Genomic DNA, 22,377 nt, shown 5'->3' on the forward strand with positions numbered 1-22,377 from the left:
ATCGGTCCGAGAGCCGCTTCGCCTGAGGACACACCCTTAGCGGCGCTGCGCGAATCCTCGGCAATACTCATCGACCCCTCATCGACCCCGATGCCGCTCGAGCAACGCACGCCGCGTGCCTTCATGCTCGAACTGCGCCAGCCACCATTCGAGCGCCCGCCCCGGCTTGCCCGCGCTGCGCACGCGCCATGCGCAGTGCATCGTTCCCATCGGCGGCATGCGCTCGGTCTTCAGCTCGACCAGATGCCCGGCCTCGATGTACGGCCGCGCCATCGGCTCGGGCAGAAAGCCGCCGCCCAGCCCGTGCAATTGCGCCGCGATCTTGGCCTGCATGCTCGGCACGGTGAGCACGTCCTGCCCGCCCATGAGGTTCACCGTCATGCTCGGTCCGTGCCGCGCCGAATCGGCCGCGGCCACCGCGCGGTACTGCCGCATCACCGCGTCGCTCAGAGGCTGGGGCAGGCGTGCCAGCGGATGGTGGGGCGCCACCGCATAGACGAAGCGCAACTCGCCGATCGGCCGGGTGCGGATGCCCGTGGCGGTGAGCGCCAGGCTCGCGGCATCGAGCACCGCGCCGATGGCCAGGTCGGCCTCGCCGCTGGTCAGCGCCTCGATGGTGCCCAGCAGCGTCTCGTCGCGCAGCTTGAGCCGCGTGGGCGGCTCCAGCGCGAAGAAGGCGGTGGCCAGGTCGAGCAGCGGATCGCGCGCGATCACGCTGTCGACCGCGATGGTCAGCATCGGCTCCCAGCCGGTGGCCACCCGCTTGACGCGGTTGGCCACCGCGTCGATCTCGTTGAGCAGCCGGTCGGCCTCGCGCAGCAACTCGGCGCCGGCCTCGGTCAGCCGCGCCTGGCGGGCGCTGCGGTCGAACAGCAGCACGTCGAGCGCGTCCTCGATCTGGCGCACCCGGTAGCTCAGCGCGCTGGGCACGAGGTCGAGGGCGCGGGCGGCGGCGGCAAAGCTGCCGGTGCTGGCAACGGTCTGGAGCATGGAAAGGGCGTCGGGGGTCAGCACGTCTCTGGGACTGGGCATGGCGGCTCCATTGATCAAATTTTTTGAATGGTGCCATCAAACCGCGGCGTCTTTCCGAATGGGGTGCGGGCCTAAAGTTCTTTACATCCGCTGCGCATCCGGCGCGGCATACGAAAAAGGCCCGCACACCCCCACAGGGCAGGGCCGAAGGAGTTTGACGATGTTGCAAGTCCGTAAATCACAGGAACGCGGTTATGCCGACCATGGCTGGCTGCGCTCGTTCCACAGCTTTTCTTTTGCCAACTACTACGACCCTGAGCACATGGGCTTCGGCAACCTGCGGGTGATCAACGAAGACCGCGTGGCGGCGGGCGCCGGTTTCGGCACCCACGGCCACAAGGACATGGAGATCATCAGCTACGTGCTTTCGGGCGAGCTGGCGCACAAGGACAGCATGGGCAACGTGGAAAGCATTCCACCCGGCGACGTGCAGCGCATGAGCGCAGGCCGCGGTGTGATGCACAGCGAGTTCAACCACAAGGCCGACGAGACCACGCACTTCCTGCAGATCTGGATCCAGCCGAACGTGCGCGGCATCGAGCCCGGCTACGAGCAGAAGAAGTTCAGCGACGCCGAGAAGCGCGGCAAGCTGCGCCTCGTGGCCTCGCCCGACGGCAACGACGGTTCGGTGACGGTGCATGCCGATGCGCGCCTGTTTGCCGGCCTGCTCGACGGCGACGAGAAGGCCAGCCTGGCTCTCGACCCGAAGCGCAAGAGCTACGTGCACCTGGTGCGCGGCGAGCTCGAAGTGAACGGCCAGAAGCTCGTGGGCGGCGACGCCGCGATGCTCGAAGGCGAATCGCAACTGACGCTGGGCGCCGGCAAGGACGCCGAAGTGCTGGTGTTCGACTTGGCCGCCTGATCCCCCTTGCCGGGCGCTTGCCGCCCGGCTTTTTCTTTCCCCTTTCCCTTTTCAATTTCAACAACCGAGGAGTTTTTCAATCATGGCAACTACAACCACTGCACCTAATTCGGCACAAGACACGCTGGCCCTGATCGGCCGCATCCTGATCGCCTACCTGTTCATTCCCGCCGGCATCGGCAAGCTCATGGGCTTCGGCGGCACCGTTGGCTACATCACGTCCGTCGGCTTGCCGCTACCCGAAGTGGGTGCGGCCATTGCGATCATCGTCGAGCTGGGTCTCGGCATCGCGCTGCTGCTGGGCTTCAAGACGCGTTGGACCGCGATCGTGATGGCGATCTTCACCGTGGCCACCGCACTGTTCTTCCACAAGTACTGGTCCGCACCTGACGCCATGAAGATGATGCAGCAGATCAACTTCAACAAGAACATCGCCATCGCAGGCGGCCTGCTTGCCCTCGCAGGCTTCGGCGCCGGCCGCTTCAGCATCGACAAGCGCTGATCTCGGCACCTCACCCACCCAGGAGCACCCAAACATGGCAAACATCGTCGTCGTCTTCCATTCCGGCTACGGCCACACCCAGCGCGTGGCGCAAACCGTGGCGGACGGCGCGGGCGCCCAGTTGCTCGCCATCGACGCGGACGGCAACCTGCCCGAAGGCGGCTGGGAGCTGCTGGCTGCGGCCGACGCCATCGTCTTCGGCTCGCCGACCTACATGGGCGGCGTGAGCTGGCAGTTCAAGAAGTTCGCCGATGCGTCGTCGAAGGTCTGGTACACGCAGGGCTGGAAGGACAAGCTCTTCGCCGGCTTCACCAACAGCGCCACCATGAACGGCGACAAGGTCACGACCATGACCTACCTGTGGACGCTTGCGATGCAGCACAGCGGCATCTGGATCAGCATGGGCATCCTGCCGAGCAACAGCAAGGCCGCCACGCGCGACTCGATGAACTACGTGGGCGGCTACGGCGGCCTGCTGACGCAATCGCCGTCGGACGCCAGCCCCGCTGAAATGCAGAAGGGCGATTTCGACACGGCCCGCGCATTCGGCGAGCGCATCGGCACAGTGGCAAGATCACGCGGATAACCGGCAACCCGCCGCCCCACGGAGAAACACGATGACCGACACCGCCCCCGAGACCCAACTGCTCAAGCCGCACGACAAGGACCTCGGCGGTGGCTTCAAGGTGCGGCGCCTGCTGCCCGCGGCGCATCGCCGCTCGGTCGGCCCCTTCGTGTTCTTCGACCATTTCGGCCCGGCCACCGAGCAGCCAGGCAGCGAGCACGATGTGCGGCCTCATCCGCACATCGGCCTCTCGACGGTCACGTATCTTTTCAAGGGCGCGATGATGCATCGCGACAGCCTGGGCAGCGTGCAGGAGATTCTTCCCGGCGCCATCAACTGGATGACCGCCGGCAAGGGCATCGTGCATTCCGAGCGCAAGCCCGATCGCCTCAAGGCCGACACCTACGTGAACCACGGCCTGCAGCTGTGGGCCGCGCTGCCGCAGGCGCATGAAGAAACCGAACCGAGCTTCGAGCACACGCCTGCCGATGCGATTCCCGAACTGGTGGAGCAGGGCGTTGCGGTGCGCGTGCTGGTGGGCGAAGCCTTCGGCGCCCGCTCGCCGGTCAAGACGCTCTCGCAGACCGTGTACCTCGACATCGCCTTGCCTGCGGGCGGGCGCTTCGAATTGCCCGCGTTGGCACCCGAGCTGGCCATTTACGCGGTCGATGCCGATGTCAGCGTGAATGGCGAGCTGGTCGAGGAGCACACCATGGCCGTGCTGTCCGACGGGCAAGGTGCGGTGCTCACGGCGGACGCCGCCGTGCGCCTGATGGTGATCGGCGGCGAGCCGCTCGACGGCCCGCGCTACATCACCTGGAATTTCGTGTCGAGCCGGCGCGAGCGCATTCTCGAGGCCGGCTCCGATTGGGCTGCCCAGCGCATGGGCCACGTGCCCGGCGAGACCGAATTCATTCCGCTGCCCGGCAAGCCCTTCGGCGTGCGCGAACCCGATACGGGTACCACGCCGGTTTAAAGCGAGCTGCACTGCATCGGCGTGACGCGAGTTGCGCGAGCAGTACGGATGACACCCGAGATATATGCCTGCCGGGCGTTTGCCTGGTGGGCATTTTTCATTGCGGCGGCTGCAAACTACTTCGCACTCTCGGCGGCTTTGTCTGCCGCCTGACGGCGGGCAACCATTGTTTGCAATGGTGTTGGGCCCGCACGCCCCAGACTGACGAAACGATCACTCGCTCAGCTCCAGTTCCTCGCTGACCCTGCCGAACAACTTCGGCGGCATTCATATGCGCGCGCTCAAAGTACGCGTGATCTGAAAAAATTTTGGCATCGATCATTTTCTCTTGGAATATGCGGGCCAGATTATTTGAATTGGATTTTTAAACGGAAGAAGTGAGTATGGCAAAACTGATTTCAGCGACTTACCATCCGAACATCGAAGTCGCCGAATTTATTTGTGAAGACGGCCGGCATTTGCTCAGGCACGGCGGAACGTTGCCCTGGCGAATCAATAATCCGGGAGATCTGACTGCTCGGATGGTGGATGGAGTGCCTTCTCCGAAAAAAGCCAAAGGCTATGTGGGCTTCGCTACAACCAGATCCGGGAGAACATTTCTTATCTTTCCAGATGAGGAGGCCGGGCGCATGGAGTTGAAGGCGAATTTGAAGAGAATGCACGGAGACCGGACAATTTTGGAGGCAATTCCTGCTTATGCACCCAAGAAAGAAAACAATACTCAAAAATATATAGATGATCTGCTGAAAATCAGCAGTGTTCTGGGAGATAAGAAGATTCGGGACTGCAGTGATGCCGAGTTGACCAAAATAATGAATGGTATCGCAGAAATAGAGGGCTATCACGCTAAATCGGAAACTCGAAAGGAAACCTGGGTTGAAGTAAGCCGAATCAATGCAACCAATGGCATTCAGCCCCTGCCAGATACGGAAATAATAATAGAGATGGGAGGCAGGGAGGAAAGAATAAAATCCGATGTGACGGGGCGTTTTCCTCCAGTGATTCATCCCGCGGACAAATCAGCAGTGCATGTCAAAGTGGTCAGCCCAAAGACCAATGAAGTGGTGAAAATTGGAGAGATTCAGGGCGAAACAGGAAGGGACTTCAATCTCTTGTCGAGATCCCGAAAATGGAAAGGCGTGGCGGGCTCTGAAAAGATAAATAATTCCAAACCAGAAATCAAAAGACCAACGCGCTATGTAGTTCAGCCTGGAGACAATCTGGGGAAAATTTCAAAATTGTATCGAACCACCATTGCCGAAATCAAGGCTGAAAACAATCGACTTAGCGACAAGATTTTTCCCGGTGAAGTACTGCTGATTCACGGGGGCGGGGAGGAAAGGTCAATCGGCGTGCGGCCGTCGAAATCCAGCCTGACAGGAACAACTCAGGCCCCACGTCCCGCTCCTACTTTGATACCCCCAATTCCTTCCAGCACAGAGCCGTCGGACTCAGTGCGGTCCAAAGAGGGAGCAGGTAAAGTTTTGGCTCTTATAAATCCGATGCCGGGGCGAGCCCCTTGGATGCCAATTGCCATTGCGGAAGCCAAACTCAGGCGTGGAAAAGTGGAGCAACTGATAGAAAAAGAGATCAACTATCACACGGAAATCAAGGACGGTTCAATATCCATGTCCGATCGGGCTTGGTGCGCGGCTTTTGTGAACTGGTGCTTGTCAAAGGCGAACTACCCTATTGAAAATGCGGGCTATGCGGACCGCAAGGCCACAATGGGGCGCGCGCACGGGTTTTATGAAATGAATGAGAGATTGAAAATCAGAAACCCTTTATTTGTCGAACTGGAAAAGCCAATATATGGAGCTATTGCCATGGTAAAGAATAGCAAGACTGGACATGGAAGCCATGTGGGCTTTGTCTATGCTAAAAGCGGATCCAAAAATTTGATATTGCTGGGCGGCAATCAAGGAGATCAGATAAATTTCTCTCCTTTTAGGATCGATCCAGTTGAGTCGCACGAAGAAAAAAGAAAGAATGGAAAGATCGTCAAAATAAAAGGCCGGCCTAATCGTTTGAATTTTTTTGTTCCAGTCGCTTATTACGAGCAAGCAAAAAAAGATATTTCCAATCCAGGAATCGAACAAGCTGATGCGACCGAGATAAACAAGGAAATGGGGATCGAAGGGGTGGAGATTGATAAAAATAACTCTCCAAGGACCACGTAGCATGAAAAAATATCGAGGCCCTGTCGAAAAATCGATGGACTGGTATCGACTGCTTGCCGGCGTGTTTCTTTTGTTTTTTATACCATCTGCGGCTATGGCGGGGGCGGCGAATGGTCCTTATGTTGTGTGGGTAAATCTTGATAAATCTTCCGGCAGCAAAAGAATTGACAAAATAATAAAAAATTTCGCCAATAAAAAATCAACCGATTGTGATGGGCAATGGCTGAGATGGCCTCTGTTATATATGGAAAAACGGCCCGAGCTCATCACCGATGATTTGATTGATGATGTTTTTCTAAAGAAAAGTCCAAGTCAAATGAGAAGTTTGAATTTGGCATTGAAAAATTATAAAGATGATAGGGTGATGAATTCGCCCGGACTGGATGGAGTCATCGTTTATGCGAATCAAGGAAATGCCCGGATGATGAGCCTGACAACCGGTAAAAGAAAAATCGAAACGGTGACGTTGGGGGCGGACCACTCCCTGCCGGAGGCCGCGGATATCGAGGCCGCGTTTTGTGCACTCTTGCCTCCCATCACACGACGTCCATGAGTCGCGAGTCGACCCCGCGTGGGACGCAGTGCGACTACACCGCTTAAGGCAACGTCCGCCCCAACGAAAAATGCCCCGCTCGTGCGGGGCATTTCGGTCTGGATTTCCTTCTATTGGATTTCCATTGAGTCAGGTGGTCTCACTTACCTCCGCCCCCCATCGAGGCAGCCTCAGCAGGCGGCGTCCCCTCTGGCAGCTTCGGCAGCTCGACCACACCCTTGCGACCGCCACGGCCGCGCCAGGCCGAGTAGCCCACGCCTGCCAGCAGCAGCACGCACAGTCCGATGAAGGTGCCGCTGATCGGCCGCGTCACGAACACCGACATGTCGCCGCGCGAGAGCAGCAGTGCGCGACGGAAGTTCTCTTCCACCATCGGCCCGAGCACGAAGCCCAGCAAGATCGGCGCGACAGAGAATTCCAGCGACATCAGCAGGGCGCCGACGATGCCGAACACCAGCACTTCCCAGATCTGGAACAGGCTGTTCTGCGTGCTGTACACGCCGGTTGCAATGAAGAACATCGCGGCCGGGAACAGGTACTTGTAGGGCACCTTCAGCAGCTTCACCCACACGCCGATCAGCGGCACGTTCAGGATCACGAGGATCACGTTGCCGATCCAGAACGAGGCGATCAGGCCCCAGAAGATGTCCGGATGCTCGGTAATGAGTTGCGGGCCGGGCTGGATGCCCTGGATCAGCAGCGCACCCAGGATCAGCGCCATCACCGCGTCGCCCGGAATGCCCAGGCTCATCGTCGGGATGAAGTCGACCTGCGTCTTCGAGTGGGCAGAGGCCTCGGGGCCGGCCACGCCTTCGATCATGCCGGTGCCGAACTTGTTCGGCGTCTTCGACACCTTGCGCTCCAGCGCGTAGGCAATGAAGGTGGTGATGGTCGGGCCCGTGCCAGGCATTGCGCCGAACACCGTGCCGACGATGGTGCCGCGGATCATCGCGGGGAAGGCGCGCTTGAGCTCTTCCTTGCTCGGGCGCATGTCGCTGAGCTTGAGCGTGCCGGTGTCGCCGATGGTCTTCATGCGGTTCACGTTGAGCAGGAAGTCGGCCACGCCGAACAGGCCCATCGAGATCGCCACCAGTTCGAGGCCGTCGCTCAGCTCGGGCAGGCCGAACGCGAAGCGGAAGCTGCCGCTATTCACGTCGGTGCCGACCACGCCGCACAGCAGGCCGAACAGCGTCATGGCCACGCCCTTGAGCGGCGAGCCGCGCGACATGGTGGAGCCGGCGAGCAGGCCCAGCAGCATGATCGAGAAGATCTCGGTCGGGCCGAACTTGAACGCGATCTGCACCAGCAGGGGCGAGGCGAAGATCATCACGATGATGCCGACCGACGCCGCGAAGAACGAGGCGATCATCGTCACCCCGAGCGCGACGCCCCCCTTGCCCTGCTTGGTCATCGGGTACCCGTCCAGACAGGTCACCGCATGCGGCGGGTGCGACGGCATGTTCATCAGGATGGCGCCGATGGCACCGCCGTACTGCGAGCCGTAGAAGATGCCGGCCAGCATCAGGATGGCCGGCACCGGATGCATCACGTAGGTGAGCGGCAGCAGGATCGAGATGGCCTGCAGTGCGCCCATGCCCGGCAGCACGCCGATCAGGTTACCCACCAGCACGCCGAAGAAGGACCACATCAGGTTCGAGCCCTGGAAGGCCACGCCGAAGCCGAACCAGAGGTCGTGGAGCGATTGACCGATCATGGTGTCAGCCTCCCCACTGGAACAGGGGCAGCTGCAGCTTGAGCGCCCACCAGAAGATCACCACCGCGATGAAGCACATCGCCAGCGACAGCAGCAGCGCTTCGGTCAGCGTGTTGTCGCGGTCGCCGAGCGCCGAGATGAACACGATGGCGAAGGTGGCCGGCAGCAGGCCGCCGTACTCGCCGAACAGCAGGAACGCGAGGATGCCCAGGATGATGCAGATGCCGCCGCGAATGTCGGGCATGCCGCCCGGATGGCCGTGCGACGCGGCTTCTTCGCTCGCGCCTTCAGCTTGCTTGTCGCCGCGCGCGGAGACAGCGATCAGCAGCCCCGTGAGTGCCAGCAGCGCGCCGAGCGCGACCGGGAAGAAGCCCGGTCCCATGTGCGCGAGTTCGCCAACGCGGTAGCCGATGCCGGCATAGACGGCGGCCAGTCCGATGACGATCAGCAGGGCGCCGCCGTAGTAATCTTTTTTGAATTTTGAAGCGGGCCGAAGCGCGTGCGAGGCCGGATCTTCACCGAGCTGGTGCTGCATTGAGTCTCCTTCGATTGGAAGGAGCGCAGTCTAGGAATCGAGGCTTTCAATCGCCTTTCGGAGCAGGCGCAAACGGCCCGCCGACCCTCAAAATACGTGTAATCACGTACCGGTGTATCCGGTGAAACCCTTGCAAGGAAGGGCCTCAGAAGGCGCGCAGCGGCAGCCTCAGGATCGCGCGCAGTCCGCCGCCGTTGGCACTCTCCGGCATGTCGGCGTTGTCGAGTTCGATCTCGCCGCCGTTGCGCCGCGCATAGCTACGCGCAATGGTCAGGCCGAGGCCCGCGCCTTGTGTTGCGACGGCAGCTACGGATGGGTCGCGATGGAAGCGCTCGAACACGCTGTCGCGCCGCTCGGGTGCGATGCCCGGTCCGCTGTCGCACACCTCGGCCAGCGCATATGAGGCCTCGCGCCGCACGGTCACTGTGATGTTGCCGCCGCGCGGTGTGTACTTGATGGCGTTGTGCACAAGGTTGGCAAGAACCTCGTGCAGTTCGGCGGCGTTGGCTGCCACGGGCAGCACGGGTGAGTCGTCTTCATCGCCGGCTTCGTCAGTGCCGTCCGTGTCTTCGCCGTCGTCGCCCACGGTGGCAATGCGTTCGGCGGCGCTGTCGCCGCGCGCGTCGACCCAGCCCAGGTCCTGGTCGTTCTCGCGCGCCAGCGGCAGGTATTGCAGCACCACCTCGCGCGCGATGGCGTTGAGGTCGACCACCGTGGGCTCGGCAGGAGCGACTTCGTCTTCGGTGGTGGCATGGGCCAGCGCCAGCAGCTGTTCGCTGAGGCGGCGCGTTCGCGCGAGCTGCCCGACGATGGCGTGCAGCGACTCGCGCATGCGTGCCGGATCGGTCTCGCGCACCGCGTAGCCCGCCTGGATCGACAGGATGCTCAGCGGCGTGCGCAGCTGATGCGAGGCATCGGCCAGGAACTGCGATTGCTCGGCCACCATGCGCCGATGGCCCGCGATGTGGTGGTTCACCGCGTCCACCAGCGGCGCGACCTCCTGCGGCACGCCGCTGGCGTCGAGCGGCGTCAGGTCGTCGCGCGATCGCTCGCGCAGGGAGCTGCGCAGGCGCTCCAGCGGGCGCAGCGTCCACGCCACGCCGAGCCACACCAGCAGCGCCATCACCAGCACCATGCGCGTGTCGCGCAGCAGCTCCTGGCGCAGCGATTCGGCCTGGGCCTCGGTGCGCGGGCCGGTGCCCTCGGCCGCCTGGATCAGCACGCTGTAGGCCACGCCGGGGTGGACGTTGTCGTACACCGTCTGCCGCAGCGCGGCCACGCGCACCGGGTGCTGCTCGTGCACAGCGTCGTAGAACACCGGCGTGCCGTCGGGTGGTTGCTGTGCCGGGCGGGGCAGGCCGGGCACGCCCATGAGCGTGGTCTCGGGCGAGTTCACGTCGAGCGTTTTGCCCTTGGGAATGCGCTGCACGCCGACGTGCAGGTACTTGTAGCGCAGGTGCGTGGACTCGAACATCGCCTGGATCGAGAACGGCTCCTGCACGCGCACGCTGCCGTCGCTCGCCACCACGATGCCGTTGGCCAGCGCCTGCACGGGTTCGAGCAGGCTCTGGTCGTAGGCGACCACGAGCGAATCGGTCAGGGCCTTGTAGTCGTTCCAGCTGTCGAGCGCCAGCAGCGCGACGATGCCGGGCAGCAGCAGCGCGAGCAGCCGCGCGCGGATGCCGAAGCGCTGGGGCGGCAGCGCCTGTGGCTCAGTCGCTCTCGCCGGGGAGTTCGGGTTGGGCTGGGGCTGAGGATCCATCGGCAATGCTCTCCAGCATGTAGCCCAGGCCGCGCACGGTGACGATGCGCACGTCGCTGTCCGCGAGCTTGCGCCGCAGCCGGTGCAGCACCACCTCGATGGCGTCGGGGCCGGCGGTGCTGTCGTTGGTGAACACCTTGGCAAAAAGCTGCGACTTGCCGACCGGTGCGCCGCTGCGCATCAGCAAGGCGGTGAGCGCGGCCTGCTCGCGCGGCGTGAGCGACAGCAGCGTGCCGCGCAGCGTGAAGGCATGGCTCTGGCTGTCGTACGAGAGCGAGGCGCACTGCAGGCGCGGGTGCTGCTTGCCGCGGCTGCGGCGCACCAGGGCCGACAGGCGCGCTTCGAGTTCGACCAGTTCGAAAGGCTTGGTGAGGAAATCGTCGGCGCCGAGGTTCAGGCCGCGCACGCGGTCTTGCAGGGCGCCTTGCGCCGTGAGGATCAGCACCGGCGTGCGGTCGTCGGCATTGCGCATGTCGGCCAGCACGCTCAGGCCGTGCTTGTCGGGCAGGCGCAGGTCGAGCACGATGGCGTCGTATTCGGTGCCGGCCATGAAGGCCTCGGCGGTGCGCGCGTCGGGCGCGTGGTCGGCCACGAAGCCGCTTTGTGTGAGCGCGCGGATCAGCCACGAGGCCATGTCCAGTTCGTCTTCCACCAGGAGGATGCGCATGGGAGGCCTGTCGACGTCTTGGTTGTTGCCGTTACTGCTTGATGGCGAGGTCGGGGTCTTCCGAGGCGCGGGCGCTGGCGCGTGCCGAGCGTGCGCTCAGGTCGGGCGCCAGGGCCTCGCGGCCGTCGAACACGAAGCAGTCGCCCGTGTAGTGCGCGCCGCCGACCTGCTCGAAATACTTGAGGATGCCGCCTTCGAGCTGCAGCACGTGCTCCACGCCTTCTTCGCGCATCAGGATCGCGGCCTTCTCGCAGCGGATGCCGCCGGTGCAGAAGCTCACGACCGTCTTGCCCTTGAACTCGTCGCGGTGCGCCTTCAGGGCGGGCGGAAATTCGGTGAACTTGCCGATGCGCCAGTCGATGGCGCCTTCGAAGCTGCCGTGGTCGACTTCGAAGGCATTGCGTGTGTCGAGCAGGGCGATTTCGCGGCCCTCGTCGTCGTGGCCCTGGTCGAGCCAGCGCTTGAGCGTGGGGGCATCCACGCCGGGCGCCCGGCCCGCGGCGGGCTGGATGGCCGGGTGGTCCATGCGGATGATCTCGCGCTTGAGCTTCACCAGCATGCGGCGAAAGGGCTGCGCGGCGGACCAGCTTTCCTTGGCCTCGAGGTCGGCAAAGCGGGCGTCGGCACGCAAATGGGCCAGAAAAGCCCGTACACCGTCGGTGGTGCCGGCCAGGAACAGGTTGATGCCCTCGGGCGCCAGCAGGATGGTGCCCATGAGCCCCAGGGCCTGCGTGCGGGCGCGCAGCTCTTCACGCAGCACGGGGCTGTCGTCTATGGCCACGAACTTGTAGGCCGCGATATTCAGAATCTCTTGCACGGGGCGCGATTGTAGGGATTGCCAACCCACATCGTGGAGTGGCAGTTTCTACAATGGCCGGATGTTTGTTCACCTGCGCCTGCACACCGAATTTTCCGTCGTCGACGGCACCAATCGAATCGACGAAGTCATCAAGGCCGCCGCTGCCGACAAGCAGCCCGCGCTGGCCATCACCGACCTGAACAACCTGTTCGGGGCGGTCAAGTTCTACAAGCAGGGCCGGGGCAAGGGCGTCAAGCCCATCATCGGTGCGGAAGTCTTCGTGGAAGGGCTGGGCAAGGAGCCCGGCGTGCTCACCCGCATCGTGTTGCTGGTGCAGAACATGGAAGGTTATCTGCACCTGTCCGAGCTGCTGGCGCGGGCGTGGACGCAGAACGTGGGCCGGGGGCAGTCGCAGGCGGCCTGCAAGCTGGAATGGGTTGAGGAGCTCGCGGGCGGGCTGATCGCGCTCTCGGGCGCGCAGGCCGGGCCGCTGGGCCAGCCGTTGCTGCAGGGGCAGGGCGAGCGCGCTGCCGAGCTGGCATTGCGGCTGGCGGGGATTTTTCCGCACCGCTTCTACATCGAGCTGCAGCGCGCAGGCCGGCCCGAGGATGAGCCGCATGTCATTGCCGCGGTGCAGCTGGCGGCCCGGCTGCATCTGCCGGTGGTTGCCACTCACCCTGTGCAGTTCGCCGCCCGCGAAGACTACGAAGCGCACGAGGCGCGCGTGTGCATTTCCGAAGGCGAAATCCTCGGCAACCCGCGCCGGGTGCGGCGGTTCACCGAAGAGCAGTATTTCAAGTCGACCGCCGAGATGCAGGCGCTGTTCGCCGACGTGCCGAGCGCGCTGGCCAATACGGTCGAGATCGCCAAGCGCTGCAACCTGACGCTGGTGCTGGGCAAGCCGCAGCTGCCCGACTTTCCGACGCCTTTCATCAGCGAAGGCGTGCGCATGCCGATCGACGACTTCTTCCGCAAGGAGTCGTTCGAGGGCCTGGAGGTGCGCCTGAAGCACCTCTACCCCGACGAGGCCAAGCGCGAGGCCGAGCGCGCGCGCTACGTGGAGCGGCTGGAGTTCGAGATCAACACGATCCTGAACATGGGGTTCCCCGGCTACTTCCTGATCGTGGGCGACTTCATCCAGTGGGCCAAGGCCAACGGCTGCCCGGTGGGACCGGGCCGGGGCTCGGGCGCGGGCTCGCTGGTGGCCTATGCGCTGAAGATCACCGACCTCGATCCGCTCGAATACAAGCTGCTGTTCGAACGTTTCCTGAACCCCGAGCGCGTCTCGATGCCCGACTTCGACATCGACTTCTGCCAGGGCAACCGCGACCGCGTGATCGACTACGTGAAGGACAAGTACGGCCGCAACGCCGTGAGCCAGATCGCCACCTTCGGCACCATGGCCGCGCGCGCGGCTATCCGCGACGTGGGCCGCGTGCTGGACATGAGCTACATGTTCTGCGACGGCATCAGCAAGCTGATTCCGAACAAGCCCGGCATGTCGGTCACGCTGCAGTACCCGCCCGAGAAGAAGATCGAAGGCGACAAGAACAACTACGCCATCGAGATGGAGCCGCAACTGGCGGAGCGCATCGAGAAGGAAGAAGAAGTGCGCATGCTGGTCGAGCTCGCGCAGAAGCTCGAAGGCATGACCCGCAACATCGGCATGCACGCCGGGGGCGTGCTCATTGCGCCGGGCAAGCTCACCGACTTCTGCCCGCTCTACCAGCAGCCCGGCAGCGAATCGGCCGTGAGCCAGTACGACAAGGACGACGTCGAAGCCATCGGCCTCGTGAAGTTCGACTTCTTGGGTCTCGCCACGCTCACCATCCTGGAGATTGCGCGCGAGTTCATCATGAAGCGCCACAAGGGCCAGGAGAACTTCGCGTTCGAGAACATTCCGCTGAACGACGGGGCCACCTACCGGCTGTTCTCCGACGGCAAGACGGAAGCCGTGTTCCAGTTTGAATCTCGCGGCATGCAGGGCATGCTGAAAGATGCGCGGCCTACGCGCCTGGAAGACCTGATCGCGCTGAACGCGCTGTACCGCCCAGGCCCGATGGACCTGATTCCCAGCTTCGTGGCGCGCAAGCACGGCCGCGAGACGGTGGAGTACCCGCACCCGGCCGTGGCCGAGATGCTCTCCGAGACCTACGGGATCATGGTCTACCAGGAGCAGGTGATGCAGACCGCGCAGATCCTGGGCGGCTACTCGCTCGGCGGCGCCGACCTGTTGCGCCGCGCAATGGGCAAGAAGAAGCTCGAGGAGATGGCCGAGCACCGCGAGAAATTCCGCGCGGGCGCCCTGGCGACGCACGGCATCGTCCAGGACAAGGCCGACGAAATCTTCGACTTGATGGAGAAGTTCGCGGGCTACGGCTTCAACAAGTCGCACGCGGCCGCCTACTCGCTGCTGGCGTACCACACGGGCTGGCTCAAGGTTCACTACACGGCCGAGTTCTTCTGCGCGAATATGACCGTGGAAATGGACGACACGGACAAGCTCAAGCTGCTGTTCGAAGACGCCCAGAAGAACTTCGGCATCACCTTCGAGCCGCCGGACGTGAACCGCGGCAACTACCGCTTCGAGCCGGTCACCAACAAGATCATCCGCTACGGCCTGGGCGCCGTGAAGGGCACGGGCCAGCTCGCGGTCGAGGCTGTGGTGCGGGCGCGCGAAGAGGGCGGGCCGTTCAAGAGCCTGTTCGACTTCTGCGTGCGCATTGACCGCCAGCGCATCAACAAGCGCACGGTCGAAGCGCTGATCAAGGCTGGTGCTTTCGACGCCATTCAGCAGAACCGCGCGTCGCTGATTGCTTCGCTTGACCGAGCCTTCGAGTTCGCGAGCGCCACCGCGGCCAATGCATCGCAGGTCGACATCTTCGGCGACGCCGAGCACGGCTCGGCCACCGCAGAGCCCGACCTCATCGACGCCACGCCCTGGGGCGTGAAGGAGCGGCTGACGCTGGAGAAAACAGCCGTCGGCTTCTACCTGTCGGGCCACCTGTTCGACGAGGTTTCGCACGAGGTGCGGCGCTTCTGCAAGCGCGAGATCGGCGACCTGCTCGACAGCCGCGACCAGCAGGTCATTGCCGGCATCGTGAGCGACTTCCGCGTGATCAACGGCCAGCGCGGCCGACTGGCGATCTTCAAGCTCGACGACAAGTCGGACTCGATCGACGCCACCGCCGACGAGGCGACCATCAACGCCAACCGCAACACGCTGAAAGATGACGAGCTGGTCATCGTCAGCGGCCGGCTGCAGCCTGCGCGCGGCGGCTTCGAGGCGCGCTTCCAGGTGCAGCAGGTGTGGGACCTTGCCACGGCGCGCTGCCGCTTCGGCAAGTTCCTGCGCGTGGCGGTGAACGGCAAGGCGCCCGACATCGCGCGCCTGCTGAAAGACTTTCCGCCGCGTACCGAGCAAACCGAGGTCGGCGACCTGATCCAGGGGCTGCCGGTGCGGCTGTCGATGGCGCGCGGCGGCGCGCAGGTCGAGCTGCAACTGGGCGAGCGCGCCAAGTTCTTCCCGACCGATGCTGCACTGGCCAGCTGGACCGCGCAGGCGGAAGCGGGCAAGGCGCTGATCGTCTACGACTGAGGCGCGGCGCGAGACCTGGCGTGTGCGTCGTCAGTGCGCCATCGGCGCCACGGCGAGGTCGGGCACCACGTTCATGATGCGCAGCGTCTGCTGCACAACCTGGCTGAACACAGGTGCCGCCACCAGTCCGCCGAAGTACTTGCCGGCGCTGGGCTCGTCGACCATCACCGCAACGATGATGCGCGGCTTGTCGATGGGTGACATGCCCGTGTACCAGGCGCGGTACTTGTTGCTGGCGTAGCCCTTGCCGACCTGCTTGTGCGCGGTGCCGGTCTTGCCGCCCACCGAATAGCCCACGGTCTGCGCCAGCGGCGCTGTGCCGCCGGGCGCGGCCGCCATGTGCATCATCTGGCGCACTTCGCTCGCCACCAGCGGCGAGAACACCTGTACGCCGGCCGGCTCCTCGCCCATGTTCTTCAACAGGCTCACCGGGATCACCTCGCCGTTGTGCGCGAAGGCGGTGTACGCATGCGCGATCTGGAACAGCGAGGCCGAGAGGCCGTAGCCGTACGACATGGTGGCCTGTTCGATGGGGCGCCACGACTTCCACGGCCGCAACCGCCCCGTTACCGCGCCGGGGAAGGGCGTCTGCGGCTTCTGCCCGAGGCCCACGGCCGTGAGCGAGTTCCACATCTCCTGCGCCGTCATGCGCTGCGAGATCTTGGTGGCGCCCACGTTGCTCGACTTCTGGATCACGCCCTCGACCGTCAGCACGCCGAAGTTCTCATCGTCGTGAATGGTCGCGCCCGACACGGTGATGCGTCCGGGGTTGGTGTCGATGATGGTCTTGGGCGTGACGCGGCCCAGCTGCAGCGCGGTGGCGATGGTGATCGGCTTCATCGTCGAGCCCGGTTCGAACACGTCGGTCATTGCGCGGTTGCGCAACTGCTCGCCGGTGAGGTTGCGGCGGTCGTTGGGGTCGTAGCTCGGGTAGTTGGCCATGGCCAGCAGCTCGCCCGTCTGCGCATCGACCACCACCACGCTGCCGGCGCGCGCCTTGTTGGCGACGACGGCATCGCGGATCTTCTCGTAGGCCACGAACTGCACACGGTCGTCGATGCTCAGCTGGATGTCGTGGCCCTCGGTCGGCGGCACCTGGTCTTCGGTGTCCTCGACGATGTGACCAAGCCGGTCCTTGAGGACGTGGCGCGAGCCGGACTTGCCGGCCAACTCCTGGTTGAAGGCCAGCTCCACGCCTTCCTGCCCGATGTCTTCCACGTTGGTGAAGCCGGCCAGGTGCGCCGCCGCCTCGCCCTCGGGATACTGGCGACGGTAATCGCGGCGCAGGTAGATGCCCTTGATGTTGAGCGCCGCAACCTCCTTGGCAACCGGCTGGTCGACCTGGCGCTTGAGCCAGACGAAGGTCTTGTCCTCGTCCTCCAGCTTTTTGTCGAAGTCCTTCTGCGGCATGCCGAGCAGCTTGGCCGCCTGCTTGAGCTTGGCCTGAACTTCGGGGTCGTCGCGCTCGATGTCCTCGGGAATGGCCCAGATGCTGGGCGCCGGAATGTCGGAGGCCAGGATCAGCCCGTTGCGGTCGAGAATGCGGCCGCGGTTGGCCGGCAGCTCCAGCGTGCGCTGGTAGCGCACCTCGCCCTGATGCTGGAAGAAGTCGTTGTTGAAGATCTGGACGTAAGCGGCCCGGCCGGCCAGCAGCACGAAGCCGAAGGCGATGCTGGCCACGATGAACTTGCTGCGCCACACGGGAGTGGGGCTGGCGAGCAGCGGACTGCTGCCGTAGCGGATGCGGCCGTTGGGATTCATCTTGTGCGGGCGTGGCGCCCGGCTGTTGTTGTCCGCGTGTAGACAGCAGGGCGTCGAACGAGTTCCGGGCGGTTGTTCAAAGCCGCCCGGAATCGACGCATAAATCGACGCTGCTGCTGCGCCGTCAGCGCTTGGGCCGCAGCGACACGATCAGCGACGGGAAGATGCGCCCGTCGGTGTCGCGCGGCAGCTTCTCGGTCTTGCGCAGGCCGCGTTCGGCGGCCTCGTCCCAGCCCTGCAGGCCGCTCGACTTGCTCAGCTTGACGCCGACGATGGTGCCGTCGGGCGCCAGGTTGACTTCGAACTCCGCGGCCGGGTTGCCGTTCACCATGTCGGCATCGGGGAAGGTGATGTTCGGGCGCACGGCGGCGGCGATGCGGCCGGCATAGCCGCTCGAAGGGCCCGACGAACGTTGGGCTGTGCCCTTCGAATCGTCGGCGCCGCTCGCACCAGCCAGGCCTTGCATGCGCTTGAGCGCGGCGGCACGGTCGGCGGCTGCCTGCTTCGCCGCGGCATCGGCCTTCTTGGCTTCGGCCTGCTTGGCCTCGGCTTCCTGCTGCTTCTTCTGGTCGGCGAGTTTCTGCTGCTGCTCTTTCTTGCGCTGGGCCTCGTCTTCGGCACGCTGCTTGGCTTCGAGCTCTTTCTTCTTCTGCTGCTGTTGCTGCTCGAGTTCGCGCTCTTTCTGTTCCTTCTGCTCCTTGAGCTTCTTCTCGCGCTCCAGGGCAATGTCGGGCGCCCTTGGCGCAGGTGCGGGCTCGGGCGCCTTCGCCACCGGTGGGGGTGGTGGTGCGGGTGCGGGCGGCGGTGGCGCAGGAGCCGGCGTGGGGGCTTGCGGTGCTTGAAGGCGGGGCGCCGCCTGCTGCACCGTGGACGACCACAGCTCCGCGTCGACCGCACCTTCGTCGGGGTCGCTGCGCCAGCGCACACCCCACGTCAGCGCGGCGATCAGCAACGCATGCGCAATGAGGGCCAGCACGACGGCACGCGGCGTGCCGCGCTGCGGCGGCGGCGCGAACTCGGGGCGATCCAGTGCGAGCGACATGCCTTATTTGCCGCCCGTGGTCGTGACCGACAGGCCCACGCGCTCGATACCGCTGCGCTTGAGCTGGTTCATCGCCTTCACGACGGTCTCGTACTTCACCGACTTGTCGGCGCTGATGACCACCGGGCGCTGGTCGTCGCCGCCCTGGGCCTGCTTGGCCGCGGAGCCGATCTGGGTCATGGGGATCGAGGTGCCGCCCGAGCCGGTGGACGGATCTTTCTTGATCTGCACTTCGTCTTCGCTCTTGATGACGATCTCGATGGGCTTGTCGGGCTGCTTGTTGGCGCGGTCGACCGAGGGCAGGTTGATCACGCTCGGCGTGATGAGCGGCGCGGTGACCATGAAGATGATCAGCAGCACCAGCATCACGTCGATGAACGGGACCATGTTGATCTCGTTGATCGTCCGGCGGCCGCGGCCCCGGGATGAAACGGCGGGCATGCGCTGCGCCTCCGTTCAGCGGTTGGCCGGAGCCACCGACGATGCCGCGCCGCCGGCCGTCGGATTGGCCGACAGGTTGCGCTGCAGGATGTTGGAGAACTCCTCGATGTAGGTTTCGAGGGCAATGGCGATCTTGTCGATCTCGCGGGCGAAGCGGTTGTAGCCCACAACAGCCGGAATGGCGGCGAACAGGCCGATGGCGGTGGCCACCAGTGCCTCGGCGATGCCGGGGGCCACGGTGGCCAGCGTTACCTGCGCCAGTGCAGCCAGGCCGGTGAAGGCGTGCATGATGCCCCAGACCGTGCCGAACAGGCCGACGTACGGAGAGACCGAGCCCACGGTGGCCAGGAACGAGAGGTTCTGCTCGGCCGCGTCCAGCTCGCGCTGGAAGCTCGCGCGCATCGCGCGGCGGGCGCCGTCGAGCAGCGTGGGGGCGTCGGTAACGTGGCGTTCGCGCAGCTTTTGATATTCGCGCATGCCCGAAGCGAAGATGCGCTCCATGGGGCCGGCGAACTTGGCGTTCTGCGCGGCCGAGGCGAACAGTTCATTGAGGCTGGTGCCCGACCAGAACTCGCGTTCGAAGTCGTCGTTGAGGGCACGCATGCGCCGCAGTGCGAAGTACTTGCGGATGATCGCGGCCCAGCTGGCGATCGAGACGATCACGAGCAGCAGCACGACCAGTTGAACCACGAAGCTCGCATGGAGCAGGAGATTGATGATGGAGAGGTCTTGGTTCATGGCTTGAAAGGTTGTGTCATGGAGCCGCTGTAGCGCTCGAGGGTTCCCGTCACTTGCTTCGGAATGCGTGCGGGACGCAATGTGGCGGCGTCCACCCAGCCGATGCGGATCGTGCCTTCGCACAGCAAGACGGGTGCCGGGGCCCCCGTTCGCTCTTGCTCTGTTTTTGATAGCACTCGCTGACCGATTATCAACGACGCAGTGCCCAATTGTTGAAGATCGGCTGTAACGAGCAGTTCGTCGTCTAGCCGCGAGGGCCGATGGTATTTGAGCTGCGTTTCGCTCACCACGAACTGGCCGCCCGTTTCCTCGCGCAGCTTGCGCTGTTCGACGCCCAGCGAGCGCAGCCACTCGGTGCGGCCGCGCTCCATGAACTTCAGGTAATTGGCGTAGAACACGATGCCGCCGGCGTCGGTGTCTTCCCAGTAGACGCGGATCGGAAACGCGTAGCTCATTGCGCCTGGTTCTCTGCCATGGCCCGCAGGCGTTCGATGGATTCCTGCAGGTGCGCCATCGAACTGGCAGTGGAGAAGCGCACGAACTTGGCCGTCTCGGCCGTGCCGAAGTCGCGGCCGGGCGTGACGGCGACGTGGGCGCGCTTCATGGTCTCGAAGGCGAAGTCCCAGCTGCCGGAGATGCCGAGCTTTTCGGCGAAGCTCGTGCAGTCGGCCCAGGCGTAGAAGGCGCCGTCGGGAACCACGGGCACGTTCAGGCCTAACGCGTTCAGCTGCGGAATGAACCAGTCGCGGCGCGCCTTGAATTCGGCGCGGCGGCGTTCGTACTCGGCAATGCTCTCGTCCTCGAAGCAGGCGAGCGCCGCGTACTGAGACACCGTGCTCGCGCAGATGAACAGGTTTTGCGCAAGGCGCTCGACCACCGGCACCAGCACCTCGGGCACCACCAGCCAGCCGAGGCGCCAGCCGGTCATGTTGAAGTACTTGCTGAAGCTGTTGATGCTGATGACGTTGTCGTCGATGGCCAGCGCCGTCTGCCCGAAGGCATCGTCGTATGAGAGGCCGAGATAGATCTCGTCGATCAGCGTGATGCCGCCGCGCTGCGACACCACCTCGTGGATGCGGCGCAGTTCGTCGGGCGCGATCGAAGTGCCGGTCGGGTTCGACGGTGACGCGAGCAGCACGCCGCGCGTCTTGTCGGTCCAGGCGGCCTCGACCTTGGCGGCCGTGAGCTGGAAGCGCTCTTCGGCCGTGGTCGGCACCAGCACGGCCTTGCCGTCCGCCGCGCTCACGAAGTGGCGGTTGCACGGATAGCTCGGGTCGGGCATCAGGATCTCGTCGCCGGACTCGATCAGCGCGAGGCAGGCCAGCTGCAGCGCGGCCGAGGCGCCAGCGGTGACGACGATGCGGCGGGCCGGCACGTCGACGTTGAAGCGCTGGCGATACCAGGCGCTGATGCGTTCGCGCAGATGGTCGAGGCCAGTGGCCTGCGTGTACTGCGTGGCGCCGGCGCGCACGGCGCGGGCTGCGGCTTCCTGCACCAGCGGTGGGGCGGTGAAGTCGGGTTCGCCGATGTTCAGGAAGATCATCGGCCGGTCGGTATGGGCGACCTGGCGGGCCAATGCACTGGCGGCCTTGGCCACTTCCATCACATAGAAGGGCTCGATGCGCTGTGCGCGCGTCGAAATCCTCATGCCTTTGCTTTCCCCGAAGCGCGATCTGCTTCCACTTCGAGCGGGCGCAACTGCGGCGCCAGGCCGTTGAGCACGGCGTTCACGTACTTGTGGCCGTCGGTGCCGCCGAATTCCTTGGCCAGCTCGATGCACTCGTTGAGCACCACGCGCCACGGCACGTCGGGGCAGTTCTGGAACTCGTACACGCCGATCCACATCACGGCGTGCTCGATGGGCGAGATTTCTTCGAACTTGCGGTCAAGCAGCGGGCGGATCAACGCGTCGAGCTGCTCGGCGCCTTCGATCGAACCATGCAGCAGCGCGTCGTAGTGCAGAGCGTCGGCCTTGTGGAAGCCCGCGAGGTCGCGCGTGAAGTGGTCGATGTCGGTCGGGTCGTTGCGGCCCACCAGGTGCTGGTAGAGCGCCTGCAGCGCGAACTCGCGCGCGCGGCTGCGGTTCGACTTGGCCGAAGCCTTGCGCGCGCCCGTGCTGGTGAGGCCGACGCGCGACTGGCGCGGCTTGGCGCCAGCGGGCTTGAGGGGCTTGGAGGTGTCTTCGGTCATGAAAGGGTGGCCAGCAGTTGCGCCATCTCGACCGCCACGCGGGCTGCGTCGCGGCCCTTGTCGGTCTGGCGGGCGATGGCCTGCTCGAGGTTTTCGGTGGTGAGGATCGCGTTGGCGATGGGCAGGCGGTAGTCGAGCGCAATGCGGCTCACGCTCGCGCCCGATTCGTTGGCCACGAGTTCGAAGTGATAGGTTTCGCCGCGGATGATGCAGCCCAGCGCCACCAGCGCGTGGTAGCCGCCGCGTTCGGCGAGCGCCTGCAGCGCCACGGGCACTTCGAGCGCGCCGGGAACCTGCAGGTGATGGATGTCGCTGGCGGCCACACCCAGCGCCTCGAGCTCCGAGAGGCAGGCCGAGGCCAGCGCATCAGTGATGTCGGCGTTAAAGCGCGCCTGCACGATGCCGATGCGCAGGCCTTTGCCGTTGAGCGTTGTCTCGCCCTTGTTTGAACCTTGCATGG

General features: G+C 64.3%; 20 protein-coding genes and 1 pseudogene. 7 read left to right on the forward strand and 14 right to left on the reverse strand.

Annotated features, from left to right (window positions below):
- Nucleotides 1-78 precede the first annotated feature (78 nt).
- Nucleotides 79-1,032 (reverse strand): LysR family transcriptional regulator, encoded by a 954-nt coding sequence (locus NWF24_RS11825; protein WP_258354334.1) that lies wholly within the window; start codon nt 1,030-1,032, stop codon nt 79-81.
- Nucleotides 1,033-1,192: 160 nt separating this feature from the next.
- On the opposite strand from NWF24_RS11825, the gene NWF24_RS11830 reads away from it, so the two are divergent.
- From NWF24_RS11830 to NWF24_RS11855, 6 genes and pseudogenes are all read left to right on the forward strand, one after another.
- Nucleotides 1,193-1,894, forward strand: coding sequence for a pirin family protein (locus NWF24_RS11830; RefSeq protein WP_258354335.1), 702 nt, complete (start codon nt 1,193-1,195; stop codon nt 1,892-1,894).
- Between the two features lie 73 nt (nt 1,895-1,967).
- A pseudogene (locus NWF24_RS11835) lies at nt 1,968-2,396 on the forward strand (DoxX family protein); the annotation flags it as partial.
- 34 nt (nt 2,397-2,430) lie between these two features.
- A complete protein-coding gene (locus NWF24_RS11840) occupies nt 2,431-2,982 on the forward strand; it encodes a flavodoxin family protein (RefSeq protein WP_258354336.1) in 552 nt (183 codons plus the stop codon).
- 31 nt (nt 2,983-3,013) lie between these two features.
- Nucleotides 3,014-3,937, forward strand: coding sequence for a pirin family protein (locus NWF24_RS11845; protein ID WP_258354337.1), 924 nt, complete (start codon nt 3,014-3,016; stop codon nt 3,935-3,937).
- A gap of 383 nt (nt 3,938-4,320) precedes the next feature.
- The gene (locus NWF24_RS11850) at nt 4,321-6,117 is read left to right on the forward strand and encodes a LysM peptidoglycan-binding domain-containing protein (RefSeq protein ID WP_258354338.1); all 1,797 of its coding nucleotides are present in this window, start codon (nt 4,321-4,323) and stop codon (nt 6,115-6,117) included.
- A 1-nt stretch (nt 6,118) separates the two neighbouring features.
- Nucleotides 6,119-6,670 (forward strand): hypothetical protein, encoded by a 552-nt coding sequence (locus NWF24_RS11855; RefSeq protein WP_258354339.1) that lies wholly within the window; start codon nt 6,119-6,121, stop codon nt 6,668-6,670.
- Between the two features lie 139 nt (nt 6,671-6,809).
- Here NWF24_RS11855 and NWF24_RS11860 read toward each other — a convergent pair whose 3' ends face one another.
- The 5 genes from NWF24_RS11860 to NWF24_RS11880 form a co-directional block, all read right to left on the reverse strand.
- The gene (locus tag NWF24_RS11860) at nt 6,810-8,384 is read right to left on the reverse strand and encodes a tripartite tricarboxylate transporter permease (RefSeq protein ID WP_258354340.1); all 1,575 of its coding nucleotides are present in this window, start codon (nt 8,382-8,384) and stop codon (nt 6,810-6,812) included.
- Between the two features lie 4 nt (nt 8,385-8,388).
- Entirely contained in the window at nt 8,389-8,919 is a 531-nt protein-coding gene (locus tag NWF24_RS11865; RefSeq protein WP_176928806.1) for a tripartite tricarboxylate transporter TctB family protein, read from the reverse strand.
- Nucleotides 8,920-9,064: 145 nt separating this feature from the next.
- On the reverse strand, nt 9,065-10,681 hold the full coding sequence (locus tag NWF24_RS11870) for a sensor histidine kinase (RefSeq protein ID WP_258354341.1): 1,617 nt from the start codon (nt 10,679-10,681) through the stop codon (nt 9,065-9,067).
- Nucleotides 10,632-11,348: a response regulator gene (locus tag NWF24_RS11875; protein WP_258354342.1), complete on the reverse strand. Its 717-nt coding sequence runs from the start codon at nt 11,346-11,348 to the stop codon at nt 10,632-10,634. The genes NWF24_RS11870 and NWF24_RS11875 overlap by 50 nt, the downstream gene beginning before the upstream one ends.
- A gap of 31 nt (nt 11,349-11,379) precedes the next feature.
- Nucleotides 11,380-12,165, reverse strand: a complete 786-nt coding sequence (locus NWF24_RS11880) for a sulfurtransferase (RefSeq protein WP_258354343.1) — start codon at nt 12,163-12,165, stop codon at nt 11,380-11,382.
- 61 nt (nt 12,166-12,226) lie between these two features.
- On the opposite strand from NWF24_RS11880, the gene dnaE reads away from it, so the two are divergent.
- Complete coding sequence (dnaE, locus tag NWF24_RS11885) at nt 12,227-15,745, forward strand: DNA polymerase III subunit alpha (RefSeq protein ID WP_258354344.1); 3,519 nt, start codon at nt 12,227-12,229, stop codon at nt 15,743-15,745.
- 30 nt (nt 15,746-15,775) lie between these two features.
- Here dnaE and NWF24_RS11890 read toward each other — a convergent pair whose 3' ends face one another.
- The 8 genes from NWF24_RS11890 to ribH all read right to left on the reverse strand — a co-directional run bounded on the left by NWF24_RS11890 (nt 15,776) and on the right by ribH (nt 22,375).
- Entirely contained in the window at nt 15,776-17,506 is a 1,731-nt protein-coding gene (locus NWF24_RS11890; protein ID WP_093055926.1) for a peptidoglycan D,D-transpeptidase FtsI family protein, read from the reverse strand.
- Between the two features lie 124 nt (nt 17,507-17,630).
- Entirely contained in the window at nt 17,631-18,548 is a 918-nt protein-coding gene (gene tolA, locus NWF24_RS11895) for a cell envelope integrity protein TolA (protein WP_258354345.1), read from the reverse strand.
- A 3-nt stretch (nt 18,549-18,551) separates the two neighbouring features.
- Nucleotides 18,552-18,989 carry an ExbD/TolR family protein gene (locus NWF24_RS11900; RefSeq protein WP_093055930.1) on the reverse strand — a complete coding sequence of 146 codons (438 nt, stop codon included), beginning with the start codon at nt 18,987-18,989 and terminating at the stop codon, nt 18,552-18,554.
- Nucleotides 18,990-19,004: 15 nt separating this feature from the next.
- Nucleotides 19,005-19,727, reverse strand: a complete 723-nt coding sequence (gene tolQ, locus NWF24_RS11905; protein WP_093055932.1) for a protein TolQ — start codon at nt 19,725-19,727, stop codon at nt 19,005-19,007.
- Nucleotides 19,724-20,182 carry a tol-pal system-associated acyl-CoA thioesterase gene (gene ybgC, locus NWF24_RS11910; RefSeq protein ID WP_258354346.1) on the reverse strand — a complete coding sequence of 153 codons (459 nt, stop codon included), beginning with the start codon at nt 20,180-20,182 and terminating at the stop codon, nt 19,724-19,726. Before ybgC ends, tolQ begins: the two co-directional genes overlap by 4 nt.
- Entirely contained in the window at nt 20,179-21,375 is a 1,197-nt protein-coding gene (locus tag NWF24_RS11915) for a pyridoxal phosphate-dependent aminotransferase (RefSeq protein ID WP_093073647.1), read from the reverse strand. The genes ybgC and NWF24_RS11915 overlap by 4 nt, the downstream gene beginning before the upstream one ends.
- Nucleotides 21,372-21,917 carry a transcription antitermination factor NusB gene (gene nusB, locus NWF24_RS11920; protein WP_007837974.1) on the reverse strand — a complete coding sequence of 182 codons (546 nt, stop codon included), beginning with the start codon at nt 21,915-21,917 and terminating at the stop codon, nt 21,372-21,374. The genes NWF24_RS11915 and nusB overlap by 4 nt, the downstream gene beginning before the upstream one ends.
- Nucleotides 21,914-22,375: a 6,7-dimethyl-8-ribityllumazine synthase gene (gene ribH, locus NWF24_RS11925; protein ID WP_093055938.1), complete on the reverse strand. Its 462-nt coding sequence runs from the start codon at nt 22,373-22,375 to the stop codon at nt 21,914-21,916. Before ribH ends, nusB begins: the two co-directional genes overlap by 4 nt.
- Nucleotides 22,376-22,377 lie beyond the last annotated feature (2 nt).

Origin of the sequence: Variovorax paradoxus (assembly GCF_024734665.1) — a bacterium.
Lineage (GTDB): Bacteria > Pseudomonadota > Gammaproteobacteria > Burkholderiales > Burkholderiaceae_C > Variovorax.